The 14,779-nt window shown below is 69.3% G+C and carries 13 protein-coding genes; 6 read left to right on the top strand and 7 right to left on the bottom strand.

Features of this window, described 5'->3' with window-relative positions:
* Window positions 1-5: 5 nt before the first annotated feature.
* From HCX50_RS17280 to HCX50_RS17250, 7 genes are read right to left on the bottom strand one after another with little or no spacing between them, the layout of a single operon-like run.
* Window positions 6-530, bottom strand: coding sequence for a 3-hydroxyanthranilate 3,4-dioxygenase (locus tag HCX50_RS17280; protein ID WP_167635182.1), 525 nt, complete (start codon window positions 528-530; stop codon window positions 6-8).
* Window positions 527-1,012, bottom strand: coding sequence for a RidA family protein (locus tag HCX50_RS17275; RefSeq protein WP_167635181.1), 486 nt, complete (start codon window positions 1,010-1,012; stop codon window positions 527-529). Before HCX50_RS17275 ends, HCX50_RS17280 begins: the two co-directional genes overlap by 4 nt.
* Window positions 1,009-1,815 carry a fumarylacetoacetate hydrolase family protein gene (locus HCX50_RS17270; protein WP_167635180.1) on the bottom strand — a complete coding sequence of 269 codons (807 nt, stop codon included), beginning with the start codon at window positions 1,813-1,815 and terminating at the stop codon, window positions 1,009-1,011. The genes HCX50_RS17275 and HCX50_RS17270 overlap by 4 nt, the downstream gene beginning before the upstream one ends.
* Entirely contained in the window at window positions 1,812-2,846 is a 1,035-nt protein-coding gene (dmpG, locus tag HCX50_RS17265; RefSeq protein WP_167635179.1) for a 4-hydroxy-2-oxovalerate aldolase, read from the bottom strand. The genes HCX50_RS17270 and dmpG overlap by 4 nt, the downstream gene beginning before the upstream one ends.
* Window positions 2,843-3,781 (bottom strand): acetaldehyde dehydrogenase (acetylating), encoded by a 939-nt coding sequence (locus tag HCX50_RS17260; RefSeq protein ID WP_167635178.1) that lies wholly within the window; start codon window positions 3,779-3,781, stop codon window positions 2,843-2,845. Before HCX50_RS17260 ends, dmpG begins: the two co-directional genes overlap by 4 nt.
* On the bottom strand, window positions 3,778-4,620 hold the full coding sequence (locus tag HCX50_RS17255) for a 2-keto-4-pentenoate hydratase (protein WP_337750057.1): 843 nt from the start codon (window positions 4,618-4,620) through the stop codon (window positions 3,778-3,780). The genes HCX50_RS17260 and HCX50_RS17255 overlap by 4 nt, the downstream gene beginning before the upstream one ends.
* Window positions 4,617-6,125, bottom strand: coding sequence for a 2-hydroxymuconic semialdehyde dehydrogenase (locus HCX50_RS17250; protein ID WP_215069042.1), 1,509 nt, complete (start codon window positions 6,123-6,125; stop codon window positions 4,617-4,619). Before HCX50_RS17250 ends, HCX50_RS17255 begins: the two co-directional genes overlap by 4 nt.
* An 83-nt stretch (window positions 6,126-6,208) precedes the next feature.
* On the opposite strand from HCX50_RS17250, the gene HCX50_RS17245 reads away from it, so the two are divergent.
* The 6 genes from HCX50_RS17245 to HCX50_RS17220 all read left to right on the top strand — a co-directional run.
* Window positions 6,209-7,177 (top strand): LysR substrate-binding domain-containing protein, encoded by a 969-nt coding sequence (locus HCX50_RS17245; RefSeq protein WP_167635177.1) that lies wholly within the window; start codon window positions 6,209-6,211, stop codon window positions 7,175-7,177.
* Window positions 7,178-7,300: 123 nt separating this feature from the next.
* Window positions 7,301-8,914 (top strand): LVIVD repeat-containing protein, encoded by a 1,614-nt coding sequence (locus HCX50_RS17240; RefSeq protein WP_167635176.1) that lies wholly within the window; start codon window positions 7,301-7,303, stop codon window positions 8,912-8,914.
* Window positions 8,915-9,020: 106 nt separating this feature from the next.
* The gene (locus HCX50_RS17235; protein ID WP_167635175.1) at window positions 9,021-10,511 is read left to right on the top strand and encodes a DHA2 family efflux MFS transporter permease subunit; all 1,491 of its coding nucleotides are present in this window, start codon (window positions 9,021-9,023) and stop codon (window positions 10,509-10,511) included.
* 56 nt (window positions 10,512-10,567) lie between these two features.
* On the top strand, window positions 10,568-11,692 hold the full coding sequence (locus HCX50_RS17230) for an ABC transporter ATP-binding protein (protein WP_167635174.1): 1,125 nt from the start codon (window positions 10,568-10,570) through the stop codon (window positions 11,690-11,692).
* A gap of 57 nt (window positions 11,693-11,749) precedes the next feature.
* The gene (locus tag HCX50_RS17225; RefSeq protein WP_136042488.1) at window positions 11,750-12,910 is read left to right on the top strand and encodes an ABC transporter substrate-binding protein; all 1,161 of its coding nucleotides are present in this window, start codon (window positions 11,750-11,752) and stop codon (window positions 12,908-12,910) included.
* Window positions 12,911-12,912: 2 nt separating this feature from the next.
* Window positions 12,913-14,779 (top strand): ABC transporter permease (locus HCX50_RS17220; RefSeq protein WP_167635173.1); only part of this gene is annotated, 1,867 nt, incomplete at its 3' end.

Below are 14,779 nucleotides of genomic sequence, written 5' to 3'. Positions count from 1 at the left end.
GGGCTTCAGCCCTTGCCGGGATGGACGGCGCCGCACTCCGGGCAGGTGCGCCCCTCTTCGCTCTCGTAGAAGTCACGGAACACCGGCGGCAGGTCTTCGACGATGTCACGCACCTGCAGCTCGACCTCGTGCACCTTGGCGTTGCAGTTCGGGCAGAACCAGGCGAACTTCTCGAGCGTGCCCTCTTCGCGGATGCGTTCGATCACGATGCCGATGGAGCCCTCTTCGGGGCGCTGCGGCGAGTGGAAGACGTTGCCGGGCAGCAGCCACATCTCGCCCTCGCGGATGTCGATGCGCTGCAGGCCCTCGGGGGTCTGGATGTTCACGTGCATGTTGCCGCGGTACTGGTAGAACCACTCCTCGTACGGATCGAAGTGGAAGTCGGTGCGCTGGTTCGGGCCGCCGACGACCTGCACGATGAAGTCGCCCATCGGCGTCCACGCGGCCTTGTTGTTGACCGGCGGCTTCAGGAGGTGCTCGTTCTCCTTGATCCATGCGGCGAAATCGATGACGGGTGGGATGGTGCTCATTTCTCCTCCTCGAGAGTGGCAGCGGTGGTGCGGCCGACGGTGTTGCGGTCGGTGATGGTTTCGGTTTCGGGGCGGCGCGCGATCGCCTGGATCTCGATGCGCAGGTGCGGATGCGGCAGGGCGTGCACGGCGACCGTGGTGCGGGCCGGGCCCTGCTCGTCGAAGTACTCTGCCCAGACGGCGTTGTAGGCGGCGAAGTCGTTCATGTCGACGAGGAAGGTCGTCGCCTGCACGAGGTCGTCGAGCCCGCAACCGGCGGCGGCGAGCACCTCGCGGATGTTCTCGATGACCGCGCGGGTCTGCACGGCCACGTCGAGGTGGGTGGCCCCGAACTCGTCGGCCTCGGCACCGGCGATGGTGTTGTCGGGGCGCCTGCTCGACGTTCCCGAGACGAAGACCAGGTCGCCCGAGACCTTGACGTGCGGGAAACGACCTCTCGGGGTCGCCTTGCCCTCGACGAGGATGCCGCCTGATCCGGTCATCGTGCTCCCTCCTGCGCGAGGCTGTCGGCCCCGTCGTGCGTGCGGATGCCGACGCGACCGAGCCCGGCAATGGTCGCCTCGACGACGCCGTGGTCGGGGAGCGGAACCGCAGCGGTCGCGGCTCCGGCGAGCAGCACCGTGCCGGCACGCAGCGTGAAGCCGTGGCGGCCCGCGAGTCGTGCCGCCGCGGCGATGGCGCGGCCGGGATCGCCGAGGATCGCGGCGGTCGAGCCGGTGGCGCTCACCCGGCCGTCGACCTCGAGCTGCACCGCCCGGTTGTCGAGCGCGCCCGCCTGTGCGAACGCGGTCCACGGGCCGATCACGTACGCGGCGGCCGAGGTGTTGTCGGCCACGACGTCGGCGAGGCTGAAGCGGAAGTCCCGATACCGGGAGTCGATGATCTCCAGCGCGGGCGCGACCGCGGCGACGACCTCCGACAGCGGGCGACCGGCCTCTGAGCCGTCGATGTCGGCCGCCAGAAGGTACGCGACCTCGGGCTCGATGCGTGGGTGGATGGCGGATCGGCGGTCGAACACCGCGCCGTCGTCGAGGCGCATGGTATCGGTGAGCGTGCCCATGATCACGTCGTACACGCCCATCTGCTGCGCCTTCGCCTGGCTCGTGAAGCCGAGCTTGAGGCCGGCGATGCGCTCGCCGCGGGCGACACGACGGGCGATCAGCGCATGCTGCGTGGCGTAGGCGGTGTCGAGGCCGACGTCTGCGGTCGAGGAGAGCTGGCTGATCGGGCTCGCGGTGCGCTGCGCGGTGTCGAGCGCGGCGGCGAACACGGCGTCGGCGGTCACGAGGTGACCCCCGCGCGGGCGGCGACGAGGTCGAGGGCGACGTCGACGATCATGTCTTCCTGGCCGCCCACCATCCGGCGGCGGCCGAGCTCCACGAGGATGTCGCGGGCATCGATGCCGTGCTTCTCGGCCGCGCGCTCGGCGTGCAGCAGGAAGCTCGAGTACACCCCCGCGTAGCCCAGAGTGAGCGTCTCGCGGTCGACGCGGACGGGGCGGCGCTGCAGTGGACGCACCAGCTCTTCCGCGGCATCCTGCAGCGCGAACAGGTCGCAGCCGTGCTCCCACCCGAGCAGGTCGGCCACCGCGATGAAAGCTTCGATCGGACAGTTGCCCGCCCCGGCGCCCTGCCCTGCGAGAGAGGCATCGACCCGGTACACGCCGTGCTCGACCGCCGTGACGCTGTTGGCCACGCTCAAGGAGAGGTTCTCGTGGGCGTGGATCCCGATCTGCGTGCCGGGGTCGAGCACCTCGCGGTAGGCGTCGACGCGGTCGGCGACATCGCGCATCGTGAGGCGCCCGCCCGAGTCGGTGACGTACACGCAGTGCGCGCCGGCCGCCTCCATGATCTTCGCCTGCTCCGCGAGTCCGCGCGGGTCGTTGAGGTGGCTCATCATCAGGAAGCCCGACACATCCATGCCGTGCTCGCGCGCCCAGGTGATGTGCTGGATCACGACGTCGGCCTCGGTGCAGTGCGTCGCGACGCGCACACTCGCGACACCGAGGTCACGGGCGCGGGCGAGGTCGTCGATCGTGCCGATGCCGGGCAGGATCAGGGTGGTCAAGACGGCGCGGTCGAGCACTTCGGCGGCCGCCTCGATCCACTGCCAGTCGGTGTGTGCGCCCTGCCCGTAGGCGACGCTCGAACCGCCGAGGCCGTCACCGTGCGCGACCTCGATGGCGTCGACACCCGCGGCTTCGAGAGCACGGGCGATGCCCTGCACCTGGTCGGTCGTGTAGCCGTGGCCGATGGCGTGCATGCCGTCGCGGAGGGTGACGTCCTGCACGTACACGCGGGGAGGAGTGGTGGTCATGCGGGAACCCCTGTCCGTTCGGCGACGAGTCGCTCGGCGGTGCGCAGGGCGGCCGAGGTCATGATGTCGAGATTGCCCGCGTACTCCGGAAGATAGTGGCCGGCGCCCGCCACCTCCAGCAGGACGGTGACGCGCGTGCCGCGGAACGGACGATCGAGGGCGGGCACGTAGGCCTCGTCGACCTCGTCGAACTGCACCTGCTGCTTGAGCCGGTAGCCCCCGACGTACGCCTGCACATCGGCGACCATGTCGGCGACCGACGCGCTGACGGCATCGCGGTCCAGCGCGGCGGGGTCTCCCTCGACCAGGCAGAAAACCGTGTCGCGCATGATGAGGGGCGGGTCGGCGGGGTTGAGCACGATGATGGCCTTGCCGTGGTCGGCGCCGCCGATCACCTCCAGTGCGCGGGCGGTGGTCTCGGTGAACTCGTCGATGTTGGCTCTGGTGCCCGGGCCGGCCGACTTCGAGGCGATCGAGGCGACGATCTCGGCGTAGGCCACCGGCGCGACGCGCGACACCGCGGCCACCATCGGCACCGTGGCCTGGCCCCCGCACGTGACCATGTTCACGTTCGTCGCACCGAGGTGCGCCTCGAGGTTCACGACCGGCACGACGTACGGACCGATGGCCGCGGGCGTCAGGTCGACCATCACGCGTCCGGCGTTGCGCACGAGCGCGTCGTTGCGGGCATGGGCTCCGGCCGAGGTGGCGTCGAACACGAGCTCGACGTCGGCGAACTCGGGCATCGCGATGAGTCCGTCCACGCCCTCATGAGTCGTGGCGACACCGAGCCGGCGCGCACGGGCGAGCCCGTCGGACTGCTCGTCGATGCCGGCCATCGCGACCACGTGCAGCGTGGTCGAGAGTCGCTTGACCTTGATGAGCAGGTCGGTGCCGATGTTGCCCGAGCCGATGATGGCGATGCCGACGGTCATGCCGCAGCCCCTTCCGTCGATGTTCCGGATGCGGCGCCGAAGAAGTCGGCACGGACGTCGCCGAGGCCGTCGAGCCGGGCGCGATACACCCCGGCGGTCGCGTCGACCATGGGGCCGAGCGCGCCGGAGAGGATGACCTCGCCCGCCCGCAGCGGCTGCCCGCGTCGAGCGACCTCGCGTGCCAGCCACGCCACCGCGATCACCGGGCTGCCGAGGCACGCGGCGCCCGATCCGGTCGAGACCGGCCGTCCCTCGCGGTCGAGGGTCATGCCGAGCGCGGTCAGGTCGAACCCGTCGAGGCGTCGGGGCGTGGTGCCGAGCACGACCGCCCCGCTGGAGGCGTTGTCGGCGATGGTGTCGGTGATGCGGATGTCCCACCCGGCCACGCGGGAGTCGACGACCTCGATCGCGGGCAGCACGAACTCCGTGGCCCGGATCACGTCGGCGACGTGCGTGGTGGGGGAGTCGAGGTCGCGGCCCAGCACGAAGGCGACCTCGGCCTCGGCCCGCGGCTGCAGGAAGCGCGCGAGGTCGATCGGCTCGCGGTCGGCGAAGATCATGTCGTCCAGCAGTACGCCGTAGTCCGGGCTGTCGACGCCGAGCTGCGTCTGCACGGCCGGCGAGGTGAGGCCGATCTTGCGACCGACGATGCGGCGACCCTCGTCGAGGCGCCGGGCGATGCCGAGCGACTGCACCGCGTACGCGGCATCCTGATCGGTCTCGCCGAGCAGGTCGCGCACCGGTGCGCACGGACGCCCGGATTCGGCCGCCCGCCGCAGCCGCTCATCCGCCGCGCGGACGGCTTCGGCGACGGCATCGGAATCGTGGATGCCGGTCACAGTTGCACGCACACGTTCGTCGGCTCGGTGTAGAACTCCAGCGAGTGGTGTCCGCCCTCGCGGCCGATGCCGGAGAGCCCGACGCCGCCGAAGGGGCTCCGCAGGTCGCGCAGGTACCAGGTGTTGACCCACGACATCCCGGTGCGCATCTGCTGCGCGACGCGGTGTCCGCGGGTGAGGTCGGTGGTCCAGGTGACGGCGGCGAGCCCGTAGTCGGTGTCGTTCGCGAGCGCGATCGCCTCTTCCTCGGTGTCGAAGGGGATCAGGGCGGCGACGGGGCCGAACACCTCTTCGCGCACGGTGCGGTGGCTGTTGTCGAGGCCCGTCCACAGGGTGGGCTCGATCCAGGATCCGCCGTCGAGTCCGTCGCCGAGGGTCGGGATGCCGCCGCCGGCGAGCACGGTCGCGCCCTCCGCGACGGCGAGGTCGAAGTAGGAGCGCACCTTCTCGCGGTGCGCCTGCGAGATGAGCGGACCGGTGGTCGTGGCCGGGTCCTCGGGGCGACCCAGACGCAGGCGGGCGGCGTGCTCGGCGAGACCCGCCGCGACGTCGTCGAAGACCGCACGCTGCACGTAGATGCGCTCGGTGCACAGGCACACCTGTCCGGTGTTGAGATACGTGGAGCGGGCGAGACCGGCGACGGCGGCGTCGAGGTCGGCATCCGCGAACACGAGAGCGGCGTTCTTGCCGCCGAGCTCGAACGAGACGGGGCGCACGCGGGGCGAGACCGCGCGCATGATGGCGGAGCCGGTGGATGACTCCCCGGTGAAGGTCACCCCGTCGATGCCCGGGTGCTTCGTGAGGGCCTCGCCCGCCGAGTCGGCGCCGAAACCGTGCACGACGTTCACGACCCCGGCGGGGACGCCCGCTTCGGCGAGGATCTCGGCGAGCAGGGTGGCCGACGACGGCGTCTCCTCCGAGGGCTTGATGACGACCGTGTTGCCGGTGGCGAGGGCCGGAGCCAGCTTCCACGTGAGCAGCAGCAGCGGCAGGTTCCACGGCACGATCACGGCGACGACCCCGAGCGGCTTGCGCACCGCGTAGTTCAGGGCGCGGCGTCCGTCGGGCAGCTCGGTAAGGAACGAGTCGAGACCCGCTGACGAGACGGTGTCGGCGAAGGAGCGGAAGTTCGCGGCGGCGCGTGCCACATCGAGGTCGCGGGCGAGGGCCTCGGGCTTGCCGGTGTCGCCGACCTCGGCCGCGACGAGCTGGTCGGCGCGGCGGTCGATCGCGTCGGCCACCCCGCGCAGCAGGCGGGCGCGCTCGGCGACGGTCATCCGTCCCCAGGGGCCGTCGAACGCGGCGCGAGCGGCAGCCACGGCGCGGTCGACCTGCTCGGTGCCGGCCTCGTGCACCTCGGCGATGACCGAGCCGTCGACCGGGCTGATCTTCTGGAACGTGGCGATCCCCTCCACGCGCTCGCCGGCGATCATGTTGTGGATCGCGCGCGGCGCCCGCCCCGGCTCGGCGGCACGGAGGGGAGGCGTCATCGTCTCGGAAGGCATGGGCTCAGGCTAGGAAGGTTCGAGGGATGCCGACAAATACTCTCTTGATGCACTGCCATGCCCATACGGCTATAGTCCCGATCATGGTCACCGATCGACTGCTCGACGGACGGGTCAAGATCCGCCACCTCGTCCTCATCACCGCCATCGCCGACGAAGGCACCCTGGTGCGCGCCGCCGAGTCGCTGCACATCACCCAGCCCGTCGTCACCCGCGGCCTCCGCGAGGTCGAAGACGTCTTGGGCGTGCCGCTGTTCGAGCGGCTGCCGCGCGGGGTCAGACCCACGCAGTACGGACACTCGTTCATCGAACGCGCCCGCTCGGTACTCGCCGAACTGCGCGCTGCGGGCGAGGAGGTGCGGCTGCTGCAGGCCGGCCAGCTCGGCACCGTCACGGTCGGCACGCACCTCGCCGGCTCGAACCTGCTGTTGCCGCGGGCCATCGCCGGGCTCAAGGCCGAGCATCCGCGGCTGACCGTGGTGGTGCGCGAGGGCACGCCCGACACGCTGCAGCAGCTGCTGCTCTCGGGCGACCTCGACCTCACGGTCGGGCGGCTGTCACCGACGGTGCCGGTGCGGCTCGAGCAGGAACGGCTGCACCAGGAGCCGATCCGCCTGGTCGCGCGAGCAGGGCATCCTGTGCTCGGCGGCATCAAGGCCAACTCGCTCGCCGAGTTGATCTCGTATCCGTGGATCTTCCCCGTCGCGCAGACCGCGCTGCGCGCCGAGCTCGAGGCCGTCTTCTTCCATGAGGGACTGCCGCTGCCGCCCGATCGGGTCGAGTGCACGTCGATGCTGACGCTGCGCACACTGCTCATCTCGACCGACGTGATCGCGGCCCTGCCGATGTTCATCGCCGTCGACGACCGCGAGCTGCGGATCCTGCCCACGCCGTTGAGTTCCATCCGCCGTTCGGTGGGCGTGACGGTGCCGAAGGATCGGGCGCCGTCGCCCGCGGCATCCGCTCTGCTCACCCACCTGCGCGAAGAGGGTGCGCGCCTCGCCGAGCTCGAGCGCGAGTACGCGCAGACGGAGCCGCGCTTCGCCGGCTGATATGTCTGAATGGTCATAGCTCTGACCCGTATGGATATTGGACAGCATCGCTCCCGCAGGGTGAACCTGATGAGACGACACGACGTCGTGACGATCTCACCCGATTCAGCCAATGGAGGCGACATGGCCGGCTCTCCCTACGTGCCCGATGCGAAGAAGTACCGCCCGGAGGACTTTCAGCGCGTCGAGGGTGAACCGGCCGACCCGGACCCCTCGACCTGGGGCATGCAGCCCGACGGCACATTCCTGCCGCCGGAGCACACGCCGTCAGTTCCGCGTGACGTGTTCGTCGACTGGCCGGGTCAGCTCGACTACCGCGACCCTGAGACTTATTCCCTCAACGCGACCGCCGAGGCGTTCTACCCGATCGTGGTGAACACCAGCCACTCGTGGCAGTGCATCTACGACTGGGACGGCCGCCGGCTCATGCTGCACTACGGCGGCGGCAACCACTGGAAGCTGTACGACATCACCGACCCGCGCGACCTCACCATCGTCGACGAGGAGCAGTGGGGGTGGGACGACCCTCGTCCGCAGTTCGGCGCCACCACGGTGCAGTGGAACCAGAAGCTCGGCAAGCACATCGCCATCCAGGCGAGCGAGACCCCGCGGTACTTCCTCAAGGGACGTGTCGCCAACAAGTGGATCGACGACACCGTCGAGGGGCAGCTCAAGGAGTGGGAGGGCCTGCGCGGCTTCCGCACCTGGGAGATGAACGGTCCGAGCCCGCGCGACTGGACGCTCATCACCGAGGTCTCGACCGATCCGAACCACGGACCGGACGAGATCCAGGAGGGCAATGGGGTGCTCGACCTGCCGGTCTACTACGGCGACAAGTACCTCTTCGTGGCCACCGCGCCCGACAACACGTTCACCAACCAGCCGTACAAGACCACGCTGTGGACGGCGGGGCACGCGGCCTACGACGTCTCCGACCCGGCGAAGCCCGAACTGCTCTCGAACTGGTGGGTGCCCGGCTCCCGTGCCGGCGAAGAAGCGGATTCCGAGTACCTCGCGGACAACGCGCGCTGGAACAACAAGACCTCGTGGTTCGGCTCGCGCATGGGCATCTTCCTGCCGCGCTCGGTCGAGTCCGGCGCGAAGTACGGCTACGCGGCGCAGGGCGGTCAGGGCTTCTTCGTGCTCGACGTGTCCGACCCCGCCAACATCCACCACGTCGGCTGGTGCGACCTGCCGGTCAGCGTCGCGGGCACCGAGGGCGACAACGTCGACACGACCCAGGTCGAGGAGACCGGATACGTCTACGTCTCGGGCTACCCGATGAACACCGACTGCTACGAACCGGCCAAGGAGATCTACCAGGTCGACGTGTCCGACCCCACGAACCCGCGGGTCGTGCGCACCCTGCCGCGGCCGACCCCGCCGGCCGAGGCCGCGTTCACCGACTGGGCGCAGCGCCGCGGATCGTTCGGTCCCAAGCGCTCGGGCTACTTCACCAACACGGGCACCCCGCACGGTGGAGTCGTCCCCTACGCGTTCTACGCCGCGGGACTGCAGATCTTCGACGTGCGCGACCCGGAGAACCCGAAGGTCGGCGCGTACTTCGTGCCGCCGATGGGCCTCAAGGACGACGATGACCTCGCCGCCCCCGTGCACGGCATCTTCGTCGAGTGGGATCGCAACGTGATCTGGCTCTTCGCCAACCACGGCATCTACGCGGTCTCGACCCCGCTGCTGGGTGAGGTCGTCACCGGCATCCCCACCACCGACGGCTGAGGCCGCCCCGGAACTTCGGCGTCCGTCCTGCACATCAGGGGCGTGCAGGACGGACACCGGACCACGTTCCCGCAGCATCCACGACGATCCCTCCCGAAAGAGATCCATGAACCAGAACGTCCGACCGTGGCCGGCCCTGTGGGCGCTGTGCATCGGCTTCTTCATGATCCTCGTCGACACGACGATCGTGGCGATCGCCAATCCGGTCATCCTCGCGGCGTTCGACGCCGACCTGACCACGGTCATCTGGGTCACCAGCGCCTACCTGCTCGCCTATGCGGTCCCGCTGCTGGTGACCGGCCGGCTCGGTGACCGGTTCGGCCCCAAGCGGGTCTATCTCGTGGGCCTCGTGGTGTTCACCCTCGCCTCGCTGGCGTGCGGGCTGGCCGACAGCATCGGGATGCTGATCGCTGCGCGGGCCGTGCAGGGTTTCGGTGCCGCGCTGATGACGCCGCAGACCATGGCGATCATCGCCCGGGTCTTCCCGCCGCGCGGTCGCGGTCAGGCGATGGGGGCGTGGGGCGCGGTCGGCGGACTGGCGACACTCGTCGGACCCATCCTCGGCGGCGTGCTCACCGACACGGTCGGCTGGGAGTGGATCTTCTTCGTCAACGTCCCGGTCGGCATCGTCGCCTTCGTGATCGCCTGGCGTCTGGTGCCCGATCTCGAGGGGCACCCGCATCGCTTCGACTGGCTCGGCGTCGCCCTCTCCGGACTCGGCCTCTTCCTGCTGGTGTTCGGCATCCAGGAGGGCGAGGTCTACGACTGGGGTGTGATCCTCGGTCCGATCACGGTGTGGGGACTGATCGTCACCGGCGCCGTGCTGCTGGTGCTCTTCGTGCTGTGGCAGCGCTTCAATCGCGCCGAGCCGCTCATGCCGCTCGCTCTCTTCCGCGACCGCAACTTCTCGGTCGCGAACGCCACGATCTTCCTCGTCGGGGTCGGCATCACGGCGATGCCGGTGCCGCTCGCCTTCTACTTCCAGGTCGCCCGCGGCCTCGACCCCACACTCGCGGCGCTCATGCTCGCGCCGATGGCGGTGGTCTCGGGAGTGCTCGGGCCGTTCGTCGGCAAGCTGAGCGACCGGATCGGCCCGCGCTGGGTGACCTTCGCGGCCTTCGTCATCTCGGCTGTGGCCATGGCCTGGTACGCGGCGACCATGACCCTCGACGCGCCCTTCTGGCTGCTGCTGCTGCCGTCCGCGCTGCTGGGGGTGGGCGTCTCCGGGATGTTCGGCCCGCTCGCCTCGACGGCCACGCGGAACCTGCCGCACACGCAGGCGGGCGCCGGCTCCGGGGTCTATTCGACGACCAGGCAGATGGGGTCGGTGATCGGATCGGCGTTGCTGGCCGTGCTGATGAACGTGACGCTCGCCGCACACATCACCGGCTTCGTGCCCGGCGCGATCCACCCGGGGACCGAGCTGTCGGCTGAGGACGGCGGTGGACTCGCGGCGGCCATGTCGCAGTCGCTGCTGCTTTCGGCCATCGCCTTCGCGGTGTGCGCGATCGTCGTGGTGTTCTTCGAGAAGCCGCGGCCCTGGGGTGCACCGGCCGCCCCGCAGACGGTGAGCTCGGTCGTGAGAGAGGGACGATGATGACGGCACTCGCAGTGGATCCAACATCCAGAACCAGGAAGCAGGAGAAGGCTCCGATGACCGAGAGATCCGGAGGCGGCAGACTCGTCGTCGATGCCCTGAAGAAGGACTACGAGCTCGACGGCGCCGCCGTCCCCGTGGTCAAGGACGTCACCTTCACGATCGAGCCGGGGACGTTCTACTCCCTCCTCGGCCCGTCGGGATGCGGCAAGACGACCACGCTGCGCTGTGTCGCCGGGCTCGAGCGGAGCAACGGCGGCGTCATCTCGCTCGACGGCAACGTGCTCTCGACCGGCACCGAGCACGTGTCGCCCGACAAGCGCGACATCGGCATGGTGTTCCAGAACTACGCGATCTGGCCGCACATGACGGTCTTCGCCAATGCGATCTTCCCGCTGCAGGTCGCGGGTTCCAAGCTGCCGAAGCAGGAGGCGCGCAAACGGGCGATGGAGGCACTCGAGCTGGTGCAGCTCGACCATCTCGCACAGCGTCCGGCCACCGCGCTGTCGGGCGGTCAGCAGCAGCGACTCGCGCTCGCTCGCGCCCTCGCTCATCGCCCGCGGCTGCTGCTGCTCGACGAGCCGCTGTCGAACCTCGACGCCAAGCTGCGCGACACCATGCGCAACGAGCTGCGGAGCCTGCAGCGCACCCTCGGCATCAGTGCCCTCTACGTGACGCATGACCAGTCCGAAGCGCTGTCGATGTCCGACCGCGTGGCCGTCATGAACGGCGGCCGCATCGTGCAGGAGGCCACGCCCCGCGAACTCTACGACCAGCCGGCCGACCGCTTCGTGGCGAACTTCGTCGGCCGCGCGAACATGATCCCCGCCGTGGTGATCGAGCGCGACGGTGCCGGCGACGCGGTGGTCGAGGCGCTCGGCACCCGGCTGCAGACGCCCGTGCCCGACGGCGTCTCCACGGGCGACGAGGTCACGCTGACCTTCCGCCCGGAGACCGTGCGCTGGCACGAGACCGACGTCGAGCGCCCCAATGTGCTCCCCGTGCGCATCGTGCGGGTGGAGTTCCTCGGCGAGATCGTCGAGTACGAGGCCGAGGTGCTCACCGAGGGCGAGCCCGTCGCCACGATCGTCGGCCGCGGTGCACCGCTGGCGACACCCCCCGAGGGCGGCAGGGTCTTCCTCGAACTGGTCCCGCACGCCTGCCGCGTGCTGGGCGCATGATCCATCCCGCACCACACCCGCAATCACACACCTGATGTCAGAGAGGACATTCAGATCATGAAGAGAACACTGGGAGCTGTCGCCGTCACGGCGACGTTCGCGCTCGCCCTGACCGGCTGCGGCACGCAGAGCGAGGCCGCCTCCGGCGACAGCGCGCTCAAGGGCGATGCCGCCTCGGCCGTCTGCGACGCCGTCGAGGTCGGCGCGATCACCCGCTGCGAGAACTTCTACGACGACTACTGGCCCGAGATCGACAAGCAGCTCGACGCCCTCTACGAGGAGGCGAAGAAGGCCGACGACGGCACCCTGGTCATCTGGGACTGGTACGAGCTGTCGCCGGATGTGATCGCACAGTTCAACGAGCGCTTCCCCGACATCAAGGTCGAGACCCGCGGCCTCACCTACAACCTGTCGTCGGCGATCATCTCGGCCAAGGCCACGGGGTCGCGCAACACCGACGTCGTGTCCGGCTCGATCACCTCGATGGCCGCGATGTACGACGAGGGCTTCTGGGAGAAGGTCGACTGGGCAAGCTTCGGCGTGCCCGAGGAGTACCTCACCATCGGGGCGCCCGAGCTCATGCCGGACAGCATCAACGGCACTCTCATCCAGTACAACACCGAGAAGGTGGATGCCGTTCCGGAGACGCTCGACGGGCTGCTCGCCCCCGAGTACAAGGACAAGGTGTCGGTCGCCGGGTACAACGCGGTCGTCTTCGCCGGCTACGGCATGGCCGAGGGCGAAGACAAGATGGTCGACCTGATCGACGAGCTGATGTCGTCGGGCAACCTGAAGCTGCTGGAGGACCAGGGTGCTCCGCTGTCGAGCGGTGACGTGCCCATCGCGCTGAACCAGACGCTGTTCAACCCGAACCCGGCGCTGCAGGTCTCGCCGTTCGAGCACGCAGGGGTCTGGGCGCAGTTCTCCGGAGTCAACTCCGACGGGAAGAACAAGCCGGGAGCGGCGCTGTGGACGCTGTGGAACGCGTTCGACCCCGACTGGATCAGCCTCCGCATGACGGACGAGCGCTTCGCCAGCACCCAGGTGCCGTTCGCCGGGCTCCCCGCCGAGACGTTCGCCGAGTCCACCGGACTCATGAAGACGAACTCCGACGCACTGCTGCTCGGCCTCGAAAGCGGCGCCGAGACCGAGACGCAGGCCACTCGTGATGACTGGCAGGCCATGATCAACGCCGCCGACAAGGCGCTGAACGGATAACCATGTTCAAGGCAGGACGGACCACGGGGCGAAAGCGCCCCACCTCGATGACGATCGCGATGGTCGTCTCGGGTGCGGTCATCTTCATCCTTCTCGCGGTACCGCTGATCGTTCAGGTGATCACCGCGTTCCGTGGTCCGTTCCTGCCCTTCGGCGTCTCATCGGCCCAGTGGGGTGTCGAGAACTTCGTCACCCTGTGGCAGCTGCGCGAGGACTTCTGGGGCGTGCTCGGTGCGACCGGCGCCTTCGTCGGCGGCTCCACACTGCTCACGCTGCTGATGGCGTTCGGCCTCGCCTGGATCACCGTGCGCACGGATGCTCCGTGGCGTCGGCTCATCTCGGTGCTCGTGATCGTGCCGTACATCATCCCGCCGATCGTGAAGGCGCAGGCCTACCTGCTGATGCTGTCGCCCGAATCGGGCGTGCTCAACCAGATGCTGCGGCTGCTGCCCTTCGCGAGCGACGTGCCGATCGATCCGTACGCGTTCCCGACCATGATCTTCATCCAGGCGCTCACGAACGTCACGTTCCCGTACCTGATGATCGTGCCGATCCTGACGAACATGGACGGCTCGCTCGAGGAGTCGGCGCGGGTGTCGGGGGCTTCCTGGCCGCAGACCCTGCGCCGCGTGACCCTGCCGATGCTCTGGCCCGGCCTCCTCGGAGTGACCGTGCTCACCTTCATCCTCGGCCTCGGCAGTCTCGAGGTGCCGCTGCTGTTCGGTCAGGAGTCGGGGCGCGACATCTTCGCCCTCAAACTCTGGACGCTCATCAGCTCCAACGCGGGCGAACTGCCGCAGTACGGACTGGCCGCCGCGTGGGGGCTCGTGTTCCTCGTGATCACGACCATCGCGTTCGCCATCTATCTGCGGGCGACGCGCAACGCCGAGCGCAGAGCCTCGGTGTCGGGCAAGGGCTTCCGGCCCTCGACCATGCGGATGGGGCCGTGGAAGATCCCGGTCATGGTGCTGGTCGCCGTGTTCGTGCTGCTCACCGGCATCCTTCCGCTGCTCGCCCTGCTGTGGGCGGCGATCACGCCGTACCCCGTGGCATTCTCGATCGACGCGCTGCTCGGCAACACCGACTTCGGGGCGTTCGGCATGGTGCTCGCCGACCCGGAGTTCTGGGTGTCGCTCGGACGCACGGTCATCATCGCGGGCGGCAGCGCCACGATCGCCGTGGTCTTCGCCACCGTGCTCGCCTACGGCATCGCGCGCAGCAAGAAGACCTGGTGGGTGAAGGCGATGGACCTGTTCGCGTCGTCGTCGGTCGCGATCCCCGCGACCATCGCCGGCTTCGCGATGTTCCTCACCTTCATGGTGATCAACCCGTACATCCCGATCGCCGGCACGCTGCTGGCGCTCGTCATCGCGTACTCGTACCGGGTGTCGATCGCCTACCGCTCGTCGTACAGTGCCACGCTGCAGATCCGCCCGGAGCTGGAGGAGGCCGCGCTCACCAGCGGAGCGAGTCGGTTCGAGGGGTTCCGCCGCATCATCGCGCCGCTGCTGATGCCCACCGTGATGGCGGTGTGGATCCAGATGTTCATCCTCGGCACCAACGAGTTCACGCTCCCGGCGTTCCTCGCGACCCCGTCGTCGCGTCCGCTGTCGATGTACATCTACGCGATGATCAACCCGCGATCCGCACAGCTGTACGCGCCGGATCAGGGTGCCGCGATGGCGCTGATCTTCACGCTGATGGTGTTCGCGATCGGCTACGGCCTGCAGTGGGCGCTGTCCCGCCGGGCGATCGGTCGGGCGCGGAAGCCCGTCGCCGCCGGTCTCCCCGACCTCGCCGCCCCTCCGGTCCCCGCCGCCGATTCCGCGACGGGGACCGGGGAGTGCGGGATGAGGACGGGGCGGGGGC

The sequence above is a fragment of the Microbacterium sp. B19(2022) genome (genome assembly GCF_012030385.1).
Classification (GTDB): domain Bacteria; phylum Actinomycetota; class Actinomycetes; order Actinomycetales; family Microbacteriaceae; genus Microbacterium; species Microbacterium oxydans_B.
This window is presented reverse-complemented; position numbering and strand designations above follow the sequence as displayed.